Source organism: Arthrobacter sp. zg-Y916, from assembly GCF_020907385.1.
Classification (GTDB): domain Bacteria; phylum Actinomycetota; class Actinomycetes; order Actinomycetales; family Micrococcaceae; genus Arthrobacter_B; species Arthrobacter_B caoxuetaonis.
On the sequence record NZ_JAJJOD010000002.1, the window covers coordinates 321,596 to 338,885 of the forward strand.

Genomic DNA, 17,290 nt, shown 5'->3' on the forward strand with positions numbered 1-17,290 from the left:
CCGTGGCGGAGGTGCACGGGACGGTACGCACGGGAGGGGAGAATGGTGGGGTGAGTGTTCCTGGACCGTCTGCCGCCGGCTATCAGAGCGGGCCTTTTGACCTGGACCGCATCGGTGCCGGGCTGGTCTTCGCGCGTTCGCTTTCCGAGCTGGCCGCTGCGCTGCGGGAGAGCGGGAACGCCGTCGTCCAGGCGCCCCCGGGTACCGGTAAAACCACCCTGGTGCCCCCGCTGGCTGCCAACCTGGCAGCACGGACTGAGGGCCCCCGCCGGGTAGTGGTGACCCAGCCGCGGCGGGTTGCGGCCAGGGCGGCAGCCCGGCGGCTGGCGGCGCTCGACGGCGGGGCCGCAGGCGGTGCCGTCGGCTACACCGTCAGGGGCGAAAGCCTCGCCGGCCCGGACAACGTGGTGGAATTCGTGACCCCGGGCATCCTGCTTCGCCGGCTCCTGGCTGATCCTTCGCTCCAAGACACCGCTGCCGTCGTCCTGGATGAGGTCCATGAGCGCGGCCTGGAGTCCGATCTGCTGGTGGGCATGCTGGCCGAAGTACGGGAACTCCGTGAAGACCTGATGCTCATCGCCATGTCAGCGACGCTGGAAACCTCTCGCTTCGCCGAGATCATAGCCGCTGAAAGCTCAGTTTCCCCGGCGCCGGTGATCGACTGTCCCTCGGTCCTTCATCCCCTGGACGTCCGCTGGCAGCCCACCAGGGCCGCCCGCCTGGACGAGCGCGGAGTGACGCGCGGATTCCTGGACGAACTTGCCGGAATAGCGGCAGACGCCCATGCCCGCGCGCTGGCAGCGGACCCGGAAACTGACGCACTGGTCTTTGTTCCCGGTGCCCGCGAAGTCTCGCACGTGGCCTCCCGGCTGAAGCACCTGGCCGGAAACGCTGCCGACGTGGTGGAACTGCATGGACAGGTACGCCCGGCAGAACAGGACCGCGCAGTTTCCGGACGCCTGCCGCACGGTCGGCCGCGGATTATCGTGGCAACCTCACTGGCCGAGTCCTCCCTGACTGTGCCGGGAGTACGGCTGGTGGTGGACTCCGGGCTGGCCCGTGAGCCGCGGCGCGATGCAGTCCGGGGAATGTCCGGCCTGGTCACCGTCAGCTGTTCCCGGGCCTCGGCGCAGCAGCGTGCCGGCCGTGCAGCGCGCCAGGGCCCCGGAACAGTGGTCCGCGCCTATCCGGAGGCCGCGTACGCCGCCGCTCCGGCGCAGGCCACGCCGGAAGCCGCCGCCGCGGACCTTACGACGGCTGCCCTTCTCCTGGCCTGCTGGGGAACTCCCGGCGGGCGCGGATTGAGGCTTCCCGACCCGCTGCCGCCGGCTGCCGTCGCAGACGCGGAGAAGGTGCTGCGCGGCATCGGAGCAATCGACAGTCAAGGACTGGCGACGCCCGCCGGCCGGAAGCTGGCGCGCATCCCTGCAGACCCGCAGCTTGCCCGCGCCCTGCTGGACGGAACGCGCGTGATTGGTGACCGGGCCGCGGCGGAAATCACCGCCATGGTTGCCGGCGACTACCGGCCGGCGGGCTCTGACCTTGGGCGGCTCCTCTCCGGCCTGCGGGCAGGAACCGAACCCGGAGCCAGTGCCTGGTCCATTGAAGTGCGGCGCATGGAACGCCTGGCCCGTACACACGCCCTGGATTCAGGGACCGGCAGCGACAGCCGGACCGGGCATCAGCGTGAACCTTGGGAATCCGTGGGCTACATGGTGGCGCTGGCGTTTCCGGCGCGGGTGGCCCGCCGGGTGGCGGGGAGCGCGGGGGACCAGTACCTGCTGGCGTCAGGAACGCGTGCGGGCCTGCCTCCGCAGAGTTCGCTGGCTGGCCGTGAATGGCTGGCGATCGCCGACGTCACGCGTGCCCAGGGGAGGGCCGCTGCCGGCACCGGCGCCGTCATCCGGGCCGCTGCTCCGCTGGAGGCGGGCACGGCGGAGGCCGCGGCGTCGCATTTGCTCAGCGAATCCGTGACCGCTGTCTTTACGAACGGGAAGGTTGCCGCACGACGGCAGCGGCGGCTGGGCAGCATCGAGCTGGAGTCCACGCCGGTCCGGCCGACACCCGCGGAGGGCCGCACCGCCGTCGCCCAGGCACTGCAGCGCGAAGGGCTGGGGATCCTGGGATTCTCGCCTTCAGCTGATGCCCTGCGGCGCCGGCTGGGGCTGCTGCACCGGCTGGTGGGTGCGCCCTGGCCCGATGTTTCCGAATCTGCCCTGCTCGAGCGCGTCCAGGAATGGCTGGGCCCGGAACTGGAGGATCTGTCCCAGGGGGCACGCGCCTCCGGGGTGGACCTGCTGGATCCGCTCCGGCGCCTGCTGCCGTGGCCCGAGGCCGCACGGCTGGAGGAACTCGCCCCGGAGCGCCTCTTGGTTCCCAGCGGCTCCAAAGTGCAGATCACCTATCCGGAAGTGGACGACGACGGCGGCAGGCCGGTGGTGGCGGTGAAGCTTCAGGAATGCTTCGGCTGGGCAGAGTCTCCGCGCTTGGCCGGCGGCAGGGCGAGGATCCTCTTTCACCTGCTGTCCCCGGCAGGCCGGCCGCTGGCCGTCACCGATGACCTGGCGTCCTTCTGGGCCGGGCCGTACAGCCAGGTGCGTGCCGAAATGCGCGGACGCTACCCCCGGCATCCGTGGCCTGAGGACCCCTGGTCCGCCGTGGCGACGGCCCGGACGAAGGCCCGGATGTAGAAAAGGACGGACGGCCTACGTGACAGGCTCCGCCAGGGAGCTGCCGGCCGGGGCCCATACGCCGTCAAGCACCGCGGAGGCTTCCTCTTCGGATACGGCCAGGGAGAGCGAAATCTCGGTCAGCAGCGGCCGCCGGGCATGGCGGAGCATGTCCCGCTCTGCGTGGGAAAGCCCTTTGTCGAGCGACCGGAGCGTGAGGTTGCGGACCACCCGCGCCACGTCATTGATGCTGCCGCTGGCCAGCAGTTCAGTGTTTTCCTTGAACCGCCGGGACCACTGTGCTTCTTCTGCATCGGCTGCACCTTTGAGGATTTCCATCAACTGCTGCAGTTGGGTTCCGTTCAGGACACGGCGCAGGCCGACGTCGCCCGCCTTGTCCTTGGGCACCCATACCTGAAGCTTGTTGGCGTGGATTTCCAGGACAAGGTACTCAGTCTCGACTCCGCGCACCTTGCGCGTGGCGACCCTGAGGATCGTTGCGGGGCCGTGATGGGGATGGACTACTGTCTGTCCTTCGTTAAACGTCAATGTGTTTCCCTTTGGCTGCATCGAAGCCGGTCTTGTGGGGGCGGCTGCCTGTCAGGCAGGAGCGTTCAGGGGACGCCTGCAACGCGAGTCTCACCGCTTTATTATTTCATGCTTCGGCCGAGTGGTCGCGGGTAGGACGGGAGGCGGGGTGCGCTTTCCGGCTTTTCGCCGCAGGCTGCTCAGCAAACGCGGAACGCCCCTTCCCTTGGCAGGGACGGGGCGTTCCGCGGGGCGGCAGCGAAGGCGCTGCACGCCTCCTTAGGCGCGGTAGTACACCGGGCCGGAGCCAACGTTGGCGGACTGGACAACCGTCTGGCTGCCGTTCCAGCCGCTGTGGATGGCCTGGCCGTTGCCGATGTAGATGGCGATGTGGGCCAGGCCCATGCCGCCGTCGGCGTAGTAGATCATGTCACCGGGCTCGGGGGTCGAAACCGGGGTGCCGTAGGCAGCCAGCTGGGCGGGTGCCAGATCGCCGACAGTGTGGCCAATGGATCGGAGTGCCTGCTCCACCAGGACGGTGCAGTCCTGTGCGGCGCCGAGCTGGGCGTAGGCGGAGCTCAGCATGCTGGCGTTGCCGCCGATGGATGCAGCGGGCGCTACGGAGGTGGCCTGCGTGCTGACCGCGTAGTCCGTGTAGGTTGCCGGCGCCGGTGCAGCGAAGGTTTCCACCGGTGCGGTGTAAGTCTGGACCGGAGCGTAGGCCGCGGCTGGTTCAACAGCAACAGCAGGGGCTGCGGCTTCACCGGCGACGGTGATGACGTCGCCCGGGTAGATGATGGACGCCATGGACAGGCCGTTCAGGGCGAACACGCTGTCGAGGGAAACGCCGTAGTTGGCGGCGATCTGGCTCAGTGTGTCCCCGGCGACAACGGTGTGCGTGGTGGCTGCCACAGCTGCGGGAGCTTCGGTTACCGGCGCTGCAACGGGCTCTGCCACGGGTGCGGCCTGGACCGGTGCGGCTACGGGTGCTGCAGGGGCGGAGTCGTTCACAACGACGCCGGCCTGGGCAGGGGCTGCCATGCCGAACATGAGGCCGGAGCCTGCTACGACGGCTGCGGCGGTTCCGCCGATAGTCCGGGCTTTGCCCGGAGCGACCTTTGCGATGGTGGTCCAGACGCTGGTCTGGGCACAGTGGCGTCCGCGATTGGTTTTGATGAACAAGGAATTACCTCTCCCTATACCTGCGAGGTGAGCTGTCGGGTTCGGATGGGAGTCACCCGGCGAACGGTTCTCAACCGTCCGGCTTAACCCCAAGGATTCGAAAGGACCCAAAAAATTGGTTCCCCCGCCCCTGCCGTCGTGGTGCAAAAGGGTCCTTGGCTAGCGGCAGAGTTAGGTAACAAGCCAAGGCGCCGCATCAGGTTCTGCGGCATGCCAAGGACACTAACAGGCATTCCATTTGTATTGCAATTCGGTAACGACGGCGTGTTGCCATTGTGTTCTGTAGATCACGCAGGTATTAGAGCAGCGAGCTTATCTTTCCTGTCACTGCAGCCACTTGGGCACTGGGCTCCCAACCCAGGTGCCAACTCCAAACAGCCCCGGAGAATGTCCGCTTTCCATGGGTCATTTTGGGTTTAGGGGGTCCGCGCCGGGCTGGCGGGAATACGCTTGAAGGCCCGGAACTGCAACGAAGGAGGCGCGCGATGAGCGAACAATCCGGTGAGGGCGGGACGCACCTGCCCGTTGAAGAGGTGGTGCGGGAAGTGGTCATCCCCGCCGGGGTTGCCGGTGCTGCCGAACTGGTTATGGACGTGCGGTGCTATGCCGTGGCACAACCAGCCGGCATCGTGATCATTGACACAGGATTGCCCGGAACGGAGGACGGCATCGCGGCTGCCGTCGAGGCGTTGGGGGGAACGTTCGCGGACGTAAGGGATATCGTGCTAACCCACCTCCATATGGATCACGTGGGATCACTCTTTGCGGTTGCTGAGCGGGCGCCGCACGCTGCGATCTACGCCGGCGGTCCGGACTCCATGGATATACGTGCCCCGAGACGGGTGACGCCGATAAGCGAGGGGGCTGTCATCCAGGACTTTGGGGTGCTAGCCACTCCGGGCCACACGAAGGGCCACGTGAGTCTCTTCCACGAGCCAACCGGAACCCTGTTCATGGGTGATGCCGCGGGTACGGAGAGTGGCGAAGTGATCCGGGGGCCGGAGGCCTTTACGGCGGATGCCGCACTGGCTGAAGAGTCGCTGGAGCGGATTGCGGACCTGGGGCCGGATCGGATTCTCTTCGCGCACGGCGCCGAGGTGGCTTCCCCGGCTGATGCCCTGGCCCGGATGGTCGGCGGACCGTACCGCCAGGGCTAGACTTCCGAGACCTGCCTGGCGAGACTCACCTGAGCGGAAGAACTCACCGGGGGTCTGGCCCGGTTCCGCCGTGCAGTGAGCCAGACCGTGCAGTGAGCCAGACGAAGACTGCGCCGGCGGCGGTGGTTAGCACAGCTGCAGCCAACAGCAGGCCCGTGGGTGCAGTGCCGGACGAGACTCCGGCATACAGCAACCAGCACACGGCCAGCGCGAGACCGGCAGCGATTGCGCAGAATCGTGCGGATTTTCCCGCGCCCGCGCTGAGGAAGGCGGCCACACTGGCCGGGCATGCGAAAGAACCGCCCAGCACTGCACCGCCAATCAGGGTCCAGAGGATAAAGCGGGCCTCCTCGCCCGGCTCAACCGCGGAGGCGAAGCGCTGCTGGTAGTTCAGCAGGGCCAATGCCATGCCTGCGAGGGCGCCAAGCGGGATCAGGAAAAAGACAGACTTGCGGGCCCGGGCGGGCGTGTTGCTCATGTGTCAACTCTAGCCGGGTCAACCACTCCCGCCCGGGCAGCAACGCTTCCCAAGGTTTCCCTTCCGGTGCCGGGGCGTCCAAAGCTCCCGGCACCGGAAGCGGATCCAGACAGCGGACCTAGGCAGCGGCGGACGGCCGGTGGGTGGCGGAAACCCAGCGCAGCAGCGAGTAAAGCAGCTGGGTGGCACCGGGCATAAAGCCCGAACCGTGGTGGTAAACCGGGTCCATGGTGGTAACCAGCAGGCGGGCGGGCTGGTTCACCTCATCCAGGTACAGGAGGGCCCCGCTATCCGTGCCGTCCTCTTCCATGGTGACCAGCGAGCGGGCACCCTCCGGGGGGTGCAGCAGCCCGTGGTGGTGCCAGTCCACTGCGCGCCGGGTGAAGAACTCCCACAGGGGGTCCTCGGGCAGGCGCATCCTGGTGCCGGTATCCGTACCGGTCCGCCAGGCCCAGAAGACGGTGGGGCGGAAGGTATAACCGACGCCGGGAAGCCAGTCCTCGACGTTGTTTTCGCCAAGTATGATCACGGTTTTGCCCGCGTCCTGGAGCGCTGCGCGGACAGCGGGTTCAAAGCGTGCCCGCTGCCCGGGGTGCAGCCGGTCGGCAACCAGTACAACGTCCAGTTCCGCCAGATCCTCGGGGGCGGAACCGGGCAGATAGACCGATTCGATCCGGTACGGCTGCAGCGCCGGGTCTTCAAGCGTGCGCAGCGCCGGGAAGGTTCCGCAGTGCAGCAGGCCGATGCGTGGAGTGTTCATGCTGATACTTCCTCGGGAGTGCGGGAGCCGATGGTGCCGGTCCCGGCACTCAGCCATGTGACCAGGTTCGGGCCGAGCCTGCTGGAGCTGTAGCGCTCGTCCGCAAAGCCCTCGAGATCCAGGCCGCCATGGACCAGCACCTCGCCCTTGCCCAGCGGATAGGTGTAATCCAGGGGAAGGGAGTTCGGGCCGATGCCCGTGACGGCCGCTGCGCCTTCGGGCAGCGGGGAATGGTAGCCGCGGCCGTAAAAGCCGGCCACCCCGATTTCCTGGAGCTGTTCATACGTGTGGACCCCGGGGACACCCGTGCGGAAATGCAGGTCCCGGTAGTCCACGCCGTTCCAGACGGGGTGATCGGAAAGGGCATGCGGGCGCAGGTCCCAGGGGCTGCGGTAGTCCAGCTTCAGCCACCGGCACAGGCCGTCGATGAAAGGCAGGACCACTTGGCCGTTGACCAGCACGCGTCCGCCGTCACGGACAAACCCGGTCAGGTGTTCGCGGTGCCGGTGCAGCATGACGTGGTCGGCAGCGCCGCTGATGATCAGTGCGCCGGCGGAGAGGATTTTGATGCGCCTGGCCGGATCGGCGAGGTCGTAGGCGTCGGTGTCCTCAATGGCGCCGCGCCATCCGGGTTCAGCGAGCCCGCGCATGGGGGTTGATCCGGTCAGCCGGATGATGGTCATGGGAGGTCCTTTCGGAGGTCGACGGCGCAGGTGCGCCGGCAGGAGGGACCGAAGTCGGGAACCGCAATGGTGCGGTTCCCCGAGACAGTGTCAACGGTCGGAGTGCAGATGGGCAGCCCGTAAACATCGGACAGCGCCGGCCCGGTCAGGAGGTCCTCCACCGGTCCCCAGCGGGTGTCGTGTGCACCGACGAAGAGCAGGGCATTGCGGGAAACATGCAGGGCGTGGTCCGGGTGGTGCGTGGTCATGATGACACCCATGCCCTCAGCTGCCAGGGAATCCAGCACGGTGAGCACCCTGGACTGGTTGCGGAGGTCCAGCGCCGAGGCCGGCTCGTCGAGCACCAGCAGCTCCGACCCGGACGCCAGTGCGCGTGCGATCAGGACCAGCTGGCGCTGTCCGCCGGAGAGTTCAGAGTAGTGCCGGTGCGCCCAGTCAGCTGCGCCCACGCGTTCCATGGCGGCGCCGGCCGCTTCCCGGTCCTCGCTGCGCGGCACCTGATAAGCGCGGAGGTGGCGGGTGCGGCCCATCAGCACCATGTCCTCGACGGTAAAGTCGACGCCGGAGCCGTGGTCCTGCGGTACGTAGCCGATCGCAGGTCCGGCTGAGAGAGTCCCCTCCACCGGTTTGAGCAGCCCGGAAAGGCATTTGAGCAGGGTGGTCTTGCCGCGGGCATTCGGTCCCAGGATGGAGAGGATTTCTCCGCGTTCCATGCTGAAGCCCAACCCGCGGAAGAGCCAGGGGCGCAGTTTGGAGTAACGGAACCCCAGGTCGTGGACCTGCAGCAGTGCAGATCCGGCGCCGGCAGCGGATACTGCCTTCGGGAGCAGCGACTTAGTTTCCATCGAACATTGCCTTCTTCTGTGAGCGGGCGAGCAGGGCCACGAAAACGGGTGCACCGATGATGGCCGTCAGGATGCCCAGTGGAATTTCGCTGCTGGTGATCGACCGGCTCAACGTGTCGATCAGGATCAGGTAGGTTCCGCCGAGCAGCAGCGACACAGGGAGCAGCACGCGGTGGTCCGAACCCACCCAGAGCCTGGCCAGGTGCGGAACCACCAGCCCAACCCAGCCCACGGCACCGGCGACGGCGACTGTTCCGGCGGTCATGAGTGCCACCGCACAGAGCAGGAGAAGCCGCGAGCGGTGCGGATTGACGCCCAGGGCCGCGGCGTCGTCGTCCCCCAGGGAGAGGACGTTGAGGCGCCAGCGCAGTGCCAGGACCACAATGGCACCGACTCCGATCGGAACCAGTGCGATCAGTACCTTCTCGTAGCTGGCCGCTGCAATCGAGCCCAGCAGCCAGTGGACGATCGAGGGGAGCTCCGAATAGGGGTCCGCGATGTACGTCATGAAGGAGACGAGGGCATTAAAGAAGGCGGCGACGACGATCCCGCCAAGGACGATCATGAGCATGCGCCCGCCCTGCCCGAGCCGGGCGAGGAAGAGCACAAACGCCAGGGCCGCGAGGCCGAAGCCAAACGCACCGCCCACCATCCAGCCGCCCGACAGGCCCAGCGTCAGGACAAGCACGCCGCCGAACGAGGCGCCGGACGTGACTCCGATAATGTCTGGACTCACCAGCGGGTTGCGGAACAGGGCTTGGAGGCAGGCTCCGCCCAGGGCCAGCGCCCCGCCGACCAGGAAGGCCAGCAGCACCCGCGGCAGGCGCACATCCATGATGACGGTGGCCTCCTGGTCGGTCCACGTCCGCCGGAGCAGGCCTTCGCCGCCGGGGAACAGTCCAGTGGCTTCACCGGCAAGGATCCGCAGGATCTCGTTCGGCGGAACCCAGTACCGGCCCACGGCCATGGAAACGACGCCAACCATTACCAGCAGTAAGGCGCTGATGAGAACCGGATGGCGGCGCAGCAGTCCGTTCGGCCGTGCAGACCCGGCGGGCCCGGGGGTCCCGGACGTTGACGCCGGAGCGTTTTCCCTGAGGCGCACGGTTACGCTTCGAAAACGTTGTAGCCGGCGCTGGCGCGGTTCATGTCCAGCCGCAGGGCGGCGTCGATCTGCTTCTCGGAAACGTCGTAGTTGTAGAGGTAGCTGATTTTCTCCCGCATCGTTGCGCGCAGGTTGTGGTCCGTGAGTTCGGGGTGGTACAGCTCGGCGGCCCACTGCCACATCAGCGGCGACTCGGCACAGGGCACCTCCCAGCGGTATCCGCCCAGCGGTGCCTTGTAGACGCGCTTGTTGCGGACAGCGGAGACGGAAGCCAGGGAAGAATCCGTGTAGACGTCGGCCGGGGTACGGGCGTCGAAGCCGCCCAGCGTGATGACCTCCGGATCCCACTCGATCAGCTGTTCGGCGCTCACGGTGTTGTCCGTGGACACATTGTCCGCCGCCATGTTCTGCCCGCCGGCCAGTTCCATCCAGTAGTGCATGTAGGAGGCCTTGTTCGAAGCGGAGTAACCCTCACCGGACTGTCCCAGATGGACAACCCGTACCGGCGCGGAGACGGAGGCCAGTTCGGTCTCCAGCCGCTCGATTTCCGCGTGCATCCAGTCGGTGATTTCCGTTCCGCGCCCGGGCTTGCCGAGGATGTCTGCGAAGAGGTGAACCCAGGTCTCGAGGTACTCCTGAGTTCCATAGAGCAGGCAGACGGTCTTGAAGCCGGCGTTCTCGAGCGGCTCCACGAGTCCGTCGCCCTGGTCCGCCCACTGGAAGACGACGTCGGGGGCCAGTTCGGTGATGGTCTCAATGTTGGGTGTGAAGCTGGAGGGGGAGATGGTGGTGGTCGCCTTGGCTTCAGGGAAGATCTCACCGAACAGCCCCTGCTGGTTGGCCTGCAGGGTGGACTCGTTGATGCCCACGATCCTGCCGTACCCGCCGTCAACGGCCGCGATCATGGACGGTGACGGAATGACCGTGGTGGCGATCCGCTGAACGGGTGCATCGAACGTGATCGTCTTCCCCCGCATGTCGGTGACCGAGAACCCCGTGCCCGACGCCGCTGGGGAACCTGTGCCGGATGCAACGGTTTCCCGGGTGGAGCAGGCGCCGAGGGCGAGGGTGAGCAGTCCCAGGCCCGCCCCGCCCAGCAGGGTTCGGCGGGACGTGAGGGACTGCGTGGGGGTAGGGCGAGACAACTTGGACTCCATTCGGACAACATACGTTGGTGAGGCTTACCTAACGGAAAGACAGAAATCCATATTAGCCAACAAAAGTGTGACGTTATCCAATGTGATGCCTGCGCCCAGGAAGTGAGAGGGAGCTAACAGGCTCGCTTTTTATGAATTACTCAGAATAACTGGTACGGTCGTATCAACGTTGCAGCACCTGGTGCGGTCCTCCAAGACCAGCAACACTCCCAGGCGCTTTCCCGATGGCCTATGCCGCAGCGGGATCTTCGCGCCGTACTTTTCGCCGGACCACCCCCGCTTTGCCGGGACGGCTGTCCGCCCCCAATTCCCACACACCGGGCAGCGTTGCCAACGCCACGCCCCAAGGAGATACCCCATGTTCAAAACCAAAAACCAGGCCCCGGATTCCGCCCGCTGCGCAGGGTTCACCAGCCCCTTCGGCGGCAGCTACGTGGCTGCCTTCGACCGGCCGCAGGCGGTACCGGGGACCAGCGGAGGCAGCTACACGGGCGCCCTCTCCCGGGAGGCCCAGGGGTACGGCGTCGACAACTATGTAGCGCGTTTTGATGCCCCGGCATTCTCTGCCGGCGGCCGCCGGGGCAGCTACGTCGACGTCGAGTCCTAACCTCCCGGCCTACCGGCGGTGCGCAGGTTGGCCAGTGACGGGACCCGCCCCTGTATGCCCTGGGCCATCCGCGTTCCTGCCCTGATGGAACGGCCCGGGCCACACGGCCAATCCTCGACGCGCTTCACGATGATATGTGCTGCATTTCGTGAAGGCCAACGGCAAGACCCGCCGAAAGTCTTCAAGCTGTCCGAGCTGGAGCTGGCGCCCGGCCCCGGCTGCTTTGAGACCGCGCCCGCGTTCCTGGTGCGTGCGCCTTGACCCCGCCGGAACAACGGGGCGTACTGTCGATGTGTGGCTGAGAGCCCAAAGCCTGGACCCGCCGGGAGGATGTCCCGGCCCTCACAGGTGGTCTTCCTGGGGTTCGTTGTAGCTGCGCTGTGCGGAACGGGACTGCTGATGCTGCCGGCGTCCGTTGCTGGTCCGGGGGTGGTTTCCTTTTCCGACGCGCTCTTCACCTCTGTTTCCGCACTGTGCGTGACGGGTCTTTCGGTTGTGGAAACTCCCGTCTACTGGTCGGGCTTCGGGCACGCCGTCATCCTGGCGCTCATTCAGGTCGGCGGGCTCGGCGTCATGACCTTTGCCTCCATCGTCGGACTGGCTGTGATGGGCAGGTTCCGGTTCCGGTCACGTCTCCAGGCCATAGCGGAGAGCCGAAGCCCCGAGCTGGACAGCGCCCCCAGGGTGATTGCCGGCGTCGTCCGCATCTCCCTAATCACCGAAGGCGCCGTGGCTCTTCTGCTCGCGCTCCGCTTCTGGCTGGGTTACGGCAAAGGGCCGGGGGAAGCGGCGTGGCTGGGGATCTTCCACGCCGTTTCGGCCTTCAACAACGCCGGTTTCGCGCTGTTCAGCGGCAACCTGGAGGACTTTGCCTCGGACCCGTGGGTCTGCCTGCCCATCGCGGCAGCCGTCATCATCGGAGGATTGGGGTTTCCTGTCCTGGTCCAGCTTCGCCGCGCCTGGGGCCGGCCGCTGGCGTGGACCATTAATACCCGCATGGTGCTCTGGGGAACGCTGATCCTGCTTCCGGCCGGCACCCTCTACATAGCTGTCTGCGAGTGGAGCAATCCCGCCACCCTGGGAGCCCTGGACTGGCCGTCACGCATCCTTGCCGCGTTCTTCATGTCAGTCCAGACCCGCACCGCGGGTTTCAGCAGCATTGACGTTGCTGACATGGACCCGCTCTCCTGGGCGGGGATGGACGTGCTGATGTTCATTGGGGCGGCGCCCGCCGGAACCGGGGGAGGGATCAAGATCACCACCTTTGCCGTACTGGTGTTCATGGTCGCCGCCGAGCTTCGGGGGAATGCCGAGCTCACCGCCCTGGGCAAGGCGCTCCCCGCGTATGCCACACGCCAGGCACTCGCCGTCGTCCTTCTCGCTGGCGCATTGGTTGGTGTTTCCACCCTGGTGCTGATGGCGATCAGCGACTACACCCTGGACCGGGTGCTCTTCGAGACGATTTCCGCCTTTGGCACCGTTGGCCTCTCGACGGGCGTGTCTGCGGACCTTCCGGTGCCGGGAGAGCTGATTCTGGTCATACTGATGTTTGTGGGCAGGCTCGGCCCCCTCCTGCTGGCATCAGCGCTGGCATTCCAGGAGCGGAAGCTGCAGTACCGCCTCCCGGAGGAAAGGCCGATCATTGGCTAGGCTCAAGATCTTTATGGGACGGGACCTGGACCGGGTTACCGATACCGACGCTGTTGCCGTCATCGGACTGGGGCGGTTCGGGCAGTCCCTTGCCCTGGAACTCATGGCCAGCGGTGTGGACGTGCTGGGCATCGATGGCCAGCAGGACGTAGTGCAGCGCCTGGACGGCAGGCTCACCCATGTAGTCGCTGCCGACGCGACCAGGGCAGAAGTGCTGCGGCAGCTTTCCGTTCCCGAATTCGACCGCGTTGTGGTTGCCATCGGCGGGGATGTCGCAGCCAGCATCCTGACCGTATCCCTGCTGCTGAGCTTCGATATCCCGCAGATCTGGGCTGAGGCAGTCAGCGAACCGCACGGCACGGTCCTGCAGCAGCTCGGAGTGCATCACGTGATTTACCCCGAGAAGGACATGGGGCGGAGGGTGGCCCACCTGGTGCAGGGAAGCATGCAGGACTACATTCCGGTGGGCGGGGACTTCGCCGTCGTTGAGACATCGCCGCGCCGGGCCGTGGCGGGCTCGGCGATCTCCGAAGCGCAGACGCGGCGGCGTTTTGGCGTGGAGATCGTCGCCATCCGCAAGAACGGCGGCGGCTGGATGTTCGCGGATCCGGATTTGTACATCGAAGAGGGCGACGAACTGCTGATTGCCGGGCCAACCCGCAAGGCGGAGGCCTTCAGCCGCTTGTAAGCCCGGCGCCGCACCCGGATCATCATGCCGGTGCAGCCTCAGGCGAGGGACATAAAGAGCTTCTGCATTTCCTTGCGGTCCATCGACGGGTTCTCACTCGTGAGGCACTGCTCAAGCCCGGAAGCGATGATGGCGAAACCGGCCCGGTCGATCGCTTTGGAGACAGCGGAGAGCTGCGTAACGATGTCCTTGCAGTCACGGCCCTCTTCGAGCATGCGGGTTACGGCCGCGAGCTGGCCCTGGGCGCGCTTGAGCCGGTTGATGATGGGGGCGGTGTCGTCGGTTTCGAGCTGCATATGTGTACTCCTGGTTCTGTTCCGGTCCATCGTATACCCCCTCGGGTAATTTGCATACCCCAGGGGGTATGCGTACCGTTGTCGGCATCCGGGACAAACGTCCGGGTTTGTGTTTTATGAAGGAGAACATCATGTGCCGTGCAGTCAATTGCCGCAGCTGCGGAAAGTCCACCTGGGCCGGATGCGGCAACCATGTCCAAGAGGTCATGAGGCACATCCCCAAGGCTGAACGCTGCACCTGCGATCCCAACGCACCCAAGCAAAAGGATGCCGGATCGGGCTGGTTGGCGAAGCTGTTCGGCCGCTAGAGTCCGCGGACGCCGTCGGGCAGATCAGGCGCGTCGAATTTCTGGCGGTCGCACTCCGCCTGCAGCGCGGGATACGTCTGCGCTATGAGGTCCAGGATGCGGTTGCGAACCACGAGGTAAGCCTCGCCGACACCCACCACTCCCTTGAACCCCTTGAGCTCTTCCTCGTAGGAAGTCTGCCTGTGCCTGAGGTAGTTCACGCTCATACGGTCCCGACGGGCCTGGGACGTGCGCGGACCCGCGGGTGACTGGTTCCGGCGCAGCCGGGCGTTGTAGTGTTCCAGCGCCTTCGCCTGCACCTCGTCCCAAGGCTCGGGGACAATCCGGAGTTCCAGGCTGTGCGCCAGCGCCACGGCTTCCTTCTTCTTTTCCAGGGCCCGTTCCCGGGCGGCCACCTGCCGATTGCGGGACGCTTCCCGGGCCCGGCGGAACTCCTCGGTTTCCTCGACAGACTCCACTCGCTCCATGGCATAGAGCTTCATGGGGGCAGCCTTGCGGGAGAAAGGATTGCGGGCCGTCCGGTCGGGTTCAGGAAGAAACGCCTTGATCTGGGTGTCGGTCCACCCGCGGTCCTTCTTCAGGTCCGCCGCAATGAGGAACCCTTCGCTCCCGGCGGGCTTTGGTCGGGGCGGATGGTGCTTTCCTCGGGACATTGCGGCTTCTTACATCTGGTGCGGAACAGGGCGTCCTCCAGTCTAGTGAGGGTGCAGGCAGCCGGCGAAAAGCGCCGCACCCGTTGCCTGCCCGGGTGCGGCGCCGTCGTTCGTTGGCCTGCCGTGGCTAGGAACCTCCGTAGGCCCGCGGCAGCTTAATGCCGCGTTCCTCCATGACCAGCCGCAGCCGGGTCGGGTAGTCAGTGATGATGCCGTCCACGCCGAGGTCGATGAGGTAATTCATGACGGCCGGGTCGTTGACGGTCCAGGGGACAATCTTCAGGCCGAGCTCATGCGCCTCGGCGACCATCTGCCTCGTCACCGAGGTGTAGATGGGGGAAATGACGTCGTATCCCTGTGCTGCCGCGGCCTTGGCGATCGAGCCGTCATAGTCATCGATGTCGATTCCGCCGAGGATCGGCGCTGCACCTGGCTGCCCGATTTCCAGCGTCTCCGGCGCGGCTGCGAGCGCCACCCGGGGCAGGTTGGGAGCAAGCCGCCCCACCAGGTTCAGTGCAGACCAGTCGAACGACTGGACCGTAACCCGGTCCGACATGCCCGAGCGCCGGATTTCGCGAACCACCGCACGGGTCAGTGCGGCCATTTCCGGGCCGCCGGCGCGTCCATCCTCCACCTTGGTTTCGATGTTGAAGCCGACGCCGCGGGCCCTCATCTCCCGCACGAGGGCAAAGACGTCCCTGAGCTCGGCGATCCTGTTGCCTTCCACGACCTGCTGCTCCGGATAGCCCGGAAGCTGCTGGAAACCGCAGTCCAGGGTCTTCAGCTGCGCCAGTGTCAGTTCCGCCACCCGGTCACCCACATAGGGGAACTCCGGGTCGTTTGCGGTGGCCGGTGCGGTGTCGCGGCATTTGGTGTCCAGGATGACGTCGTCATGCCAGACGATGACGGCTCCGTCCTGGGAGAGGTGCGTATCCAGTTCCAGGGTGCTGACGCCCAGCTCCAGGGAGTGCCGGAAGGCGGCCAGCGATTCCTCCGTATATTCGCCCCGGCCTCCGCGGTGGGACTGGAGGTCCAGGGTGGAGCGTTCGACGCCGGCCCGCATCTGCCCGACCATGACGTCGAAAATGTGCGTGTCCTCGTAGAACCCGCCCAGCTGGGAGGAACCGGGACCCATCGCGGTCAGGGGGACGTCGAGTGCGGTGTGCCCGTCGGTCGTCCAGTCCACCGAGAAGACCTGATCCGAGTTGGCCACCGGCAGCGGACCGTCCTCAGCGGAAATGCCGTCGCCGGACTCATCTTCCTCGTCGTTGAAGGCTTCGATGGTCATGCCGCCGGTCTGGTGGTCGCCGACGACGATCAGCAGGGTGTTGCCGTCGGCTTCTGCGAAGTTGCGTGCCACCTCGACTGACTGTTCAAAGGCGATGCCGGCCTTAATCGTCAGTTCGGCGTCGTTGACGTGTGCCATTGAATCGATGCCCTCGTCCTCCACCATGAGGAAGAACCCGGCGTCGTCGTTCCCGCCGCCGCCTCCGCCGCCGTGGCGGGCTGCGGCAGCCCCGGTGTCCGGTGCCGTCAGCAGCTCAAGTGCCTTTTGGGTCATGGTGGTCAGGGGGATGGTGGGCTCGTAGATTTCCTCGACGTCGTCGCCGTACTGGAACATCTCTTCATTGGCGAACAGGCCCAGGACCTTGGGCCCCTGCGCCTGCAGCAGTCCCGCTTCGTCCCAGACGTACTCGTAGCCGTCTGCCTGGGCCTGTTCCACCAGGTTTACTGTTCCAGTGCTTTCCTCCGCGGGGTCTTCGGGCGGGTTGTCCGGATACTTGCCCGGGTTGCCCACCGGGTACCAGTGGTCCTCGCCGCCGCCCAGAATGACGTCCGGCCGGCTCGACTCGAGGAACTGGCGGGCAATTTCGCTCTGTTCGCCGCGGTCAGCAACATGGGCCCCGAAAGCTGCAGGCGTGGCGTCGGTGACCTGAGCCGTAGTCACCAGCCCGGTGGACTTGCCCAGTGCCGCCGCGATTTCCAGTGCGGTGGGAACGGGAACGCCGTTCAGGTCGACGCCGATCGCACCGTTGTAGGTCTTCACTCCGGTGGACATGGTGGTTGCCGCCGCGGCCGAGTCGGTCACGAACGTCTCCGGGTCTGCCGAGTTGGTGTGGACCAGGCCCAGCTCGGGCAGCGAGTCCATGACGAGTTCACCGGTAAGGCCAACATGGGAGAGCCGGATGGCGTTGCGCTGCGCAGTTCCCATTCCGTCGCCGACCATCAGGATGATGTTCTTCGCGGCCTGCGGTTCCTGCGGGGTTTTATCCTTCCGGTGCCCGGCCTGTTCCAGTCCGGCACCTGCCGACGGATCGTCCGGCGGAGCAGTGGCAACGGTGCCTCCGCTGCAGCCGGAGAGTATGAGACCGCCCAGTATCGCCGTCGTTACGGTCAGTTTTCTCTTGTTCATTTGTGTTTTCCCGTCTCAGAGTGCGCGAGTGGTGACGCCTTCCCCCCCTGTACAAGTGGGTCAACACTCAATACGCAAGACAGGACTGTCAACAGCAGGACACAAATCCAG

16 protein-coding genes and 1 riboswitch are annotated in these 17,290 nt (G+C 66.1%); of the genes, 5 read left to right on the forward strand and 11 right to left on the reverse strand.

Annotated features, from left to right (window positions below; genetic code table 11):
• The first annotated feature begins 50 nt into the window (after positions 1-50).
• The gene (gene hrpB, locus LOC59_RS06820; RefSeq protein ID WP_229971154.1) at positions 51-2,690 is read left to right on the forward strand and encodes an ATP-dependent helicase HrpB; all 2,640 of its coding nucleotides are present in this window, start codon (positions 51-53) and stop codon (positions 2,688-2,690) included.
• Between the two features lie 15 nt (positions 2,691-2,705).
• Here the strand turns inward: hrpB and LOC59_RS06825 are convergent, their stop codons facing one another.
• A complete protein-coding gene (locus LOC59_RS06825; RefSeq protein WP_227896836.1) occupies positions 2,706-3,218 on the reverse strand; it encodes a CarD family transcriptional regulator in 513 nt (170 codons plus the stop codon).
• A gap of 258 nt (positions 3,219-3,476) precedes the next feature.
• Complete coding sequence (locus tag LOC59_RS06830) at positions 3,477-4,379, reverse strand: LysM peptidoglycan-binding domain-containing protein (protein ID WP_229971156.1); 903 nt, start codon at positions 4,377-4,379, stop codon at positions 3,477-3,479.
• 3 nt (positions 4,380-4,382) lie between these two features.
• Positions 4,383-4,557: riboswitch (cyclic di-AMP (ydaO/yuaA leader) on the reverse strand.
• Positions 4,558-4,864: 307 nt separating this feature from the next.
• Here LOC59_RS06830 and LOC59_RS06835 point away from each other — a divergent pair.
• Positions 4,865-5,536 (forward strand): MBL fold metallo-hydrolase, encoded by a 672-nt coding sequence (locus LOC59_RS06835; protein ID WP_227896834.1) that lies wholly within the window; start codon positions 4,865-4,867, stop codon positions 5,534-5,536.
• Positions 5,537-5,579: 43 nt separating this feature from the next.
• Here LOC59_RS06835 and LOC59_RS06840 read toward each other — a convergent pair whose 3' ends face one another.
• The 6 genes from LOC59_RS06840 to LOC59_RS06865 all read right to left on the reverse strand — a co-directional run bounded on the left by LOC59_RS06840 (position 5,580) and on the right by LOC59_RS06865 (position 10,564).
• Positions 5,580-6,014 carry a hypothetical protein gene (locus tag LOC59_RS06840; protein WP_227917082.1) on the reverse strand — a complete coding sequence of 145 codons (435 nt, stop codon included), beginning with the start codon at positions 6,012-6,014 and terminating at the stop codon, positions 5,580-5,582.
• Positions 6,015-6,132: 118 nt separating this feature from the next.
• On the reverse strand, positions 6,133-6,774 hold the full coding sequence (locus LOC59_RS06845; RefSeq protein WP_227896832.1) for a hypothetical protein: 642 nt from the start codon (positions 6,772-6,774) through the stop codon (positions 6,133-6,135).
• Positions 6,771-7,457: a hypothetical protein gene (locus LOC59_RS06850; RefSeq protein WP_227917080.1), complete on the reverse strand. Its 687-nt coding sequence runs from the start codon at positions 7,455-7,457 to the stop codon at positions 6,771-6,773. Before LOC59_RS06850 ends, LOC59_RS06845 begins: the two co-directional genes overlap by 4 nt.
• The gene (locus tag LOC59_RS06855) at positions 7,454-8,302 is read right to left on the reverse strand and encodes an ABC transporter ATP-binding protein (protein ID WP_227896830.1); all 849 of its coding nucleotides are present in this window, start codon (positions 8,300-8,302) and stop codon (positions 7,454-7,456) included. Before LOC59_RS06855 ends, LOC59_RS06850 begins: the two co-directional genes overlap by 4 nt.
• On the reverse strand, positions 8,292-9,287 hold the full coding sequence (locus LOC59_RS06860) for a FecCD family ABC transporter permease (RefSeq protein WP_227917078.1): 996 nt from the start codon (positions 9,285-9,287) through the stop codon (positions 8,292-8,294). Before LOC59_RS06860 ends, LOC59_RS06855 begins: the two co-directional genes overlap by 11 nt.
• A gap of 122 nt (positions 9,288-9,409) precedes the next feature.
• Complete coding sequence (locus tag LOC59_RS06865; RefSeq protein WP_229971158.1) at positions 9,410-10,564, reverse strand: ABC transporter substrate-binding protein; 1,155 nt, start codon at positions 10,562-10,564, stop codon at positions 9,410-9,412.
• 358 nt (positions 10,565-10,922) lie between these two features.
• Between LOC59_RS06865 and LOC59_RS06870 the strand changes: the two genes are divergently transcribed.
• From LOC59_RS06870 to LOC59_RS06880, 3 genes are all read left to right on the forward strand, one after another.
• Positions 10,923-11,171, forward strand: a complete 249-nt coding sequence (locus LOC59_RS06870) for a hypothetical protein (RefSeq protein WP_227896827.1) — start codon at positions 10,923-10,925, stop codon at positions 11,169-11,171.
• Positions 11,172-11,465: 294 nt separating this feature from the next.
• A complete protein-coding gene (locus LOC59_RS06875) occupies positions 11,466-12,821 on the forward strand; it encodes a TrkH family potassium uptake protein (protein ID WP_229971160.1) in 1,356 nt (451 codons plus the stop codon).
• 13 nt (positions 12,822-12,834) lie between these two features.
• Positions 12,835-13,509, forward strand: a complete 675-nt coding sequence (locus tag LOC59_RS06880; RefSeq protein WP_423722196.1) for a potassium channel family protein — start codon at positions 12,835-12,837, stop codon at positions 13,507-13,509.
• A gap of 38 nt (positions 13,510-13,547) precedes the next feature.
• Here the strand turns inward: LOC59_RS06880 and LOC59_RS06885 are convergent, their stop codons facing one another.
• The 3 genes from LOC59_RS06885 to LOC59_RS06895 all read right to left on the reverse strand — a co-directional run bounded on the left by LOC59_RS06885 (position 13,548) and on the right by LOC59_RS06895 (position 17,179).
• On the reverse strand, positions 13,548-13,805 hold the full coding sequence (locus tag LOC59_RS06885) for a metal-sensitive transcriptional regulator (protein ID WP_227896824.1): 258 nt from the start codon (positions 13,803-13,805) through the stop codon (positions 13,548-13,550).
• A 304-nt stretch (positions 13,806-14,109) separates the two neighbouring features.
• Positions 14,110-14,766 carry a hypothetical protein gene (locus LOC59_RS06890; protein WP_229971162.1) on the reverse strand — a complete coding sequence of 219 codons (657 nt, stop codon included), beginning with the start codon at positions 14,764-14,766 and terminating at the stop codon, positions 14,110-14,112.
• Between the two features lie 127 nt (positions 14,767-14,893).
• On the reverse strand, positions 14,894-17,179 hold the full coding sequence (locus tag LOC59_RS06895; RefSeq protein ID WP_229971164.1) for an alkaline phosphatase: 2,286 nt from the start codon (positions 17,177-17,179) through the stop codon (positions 14,894-14,896).
• Between the last annotated feature and the right edge of the window lie 111 nt (positions 17,180-17,290).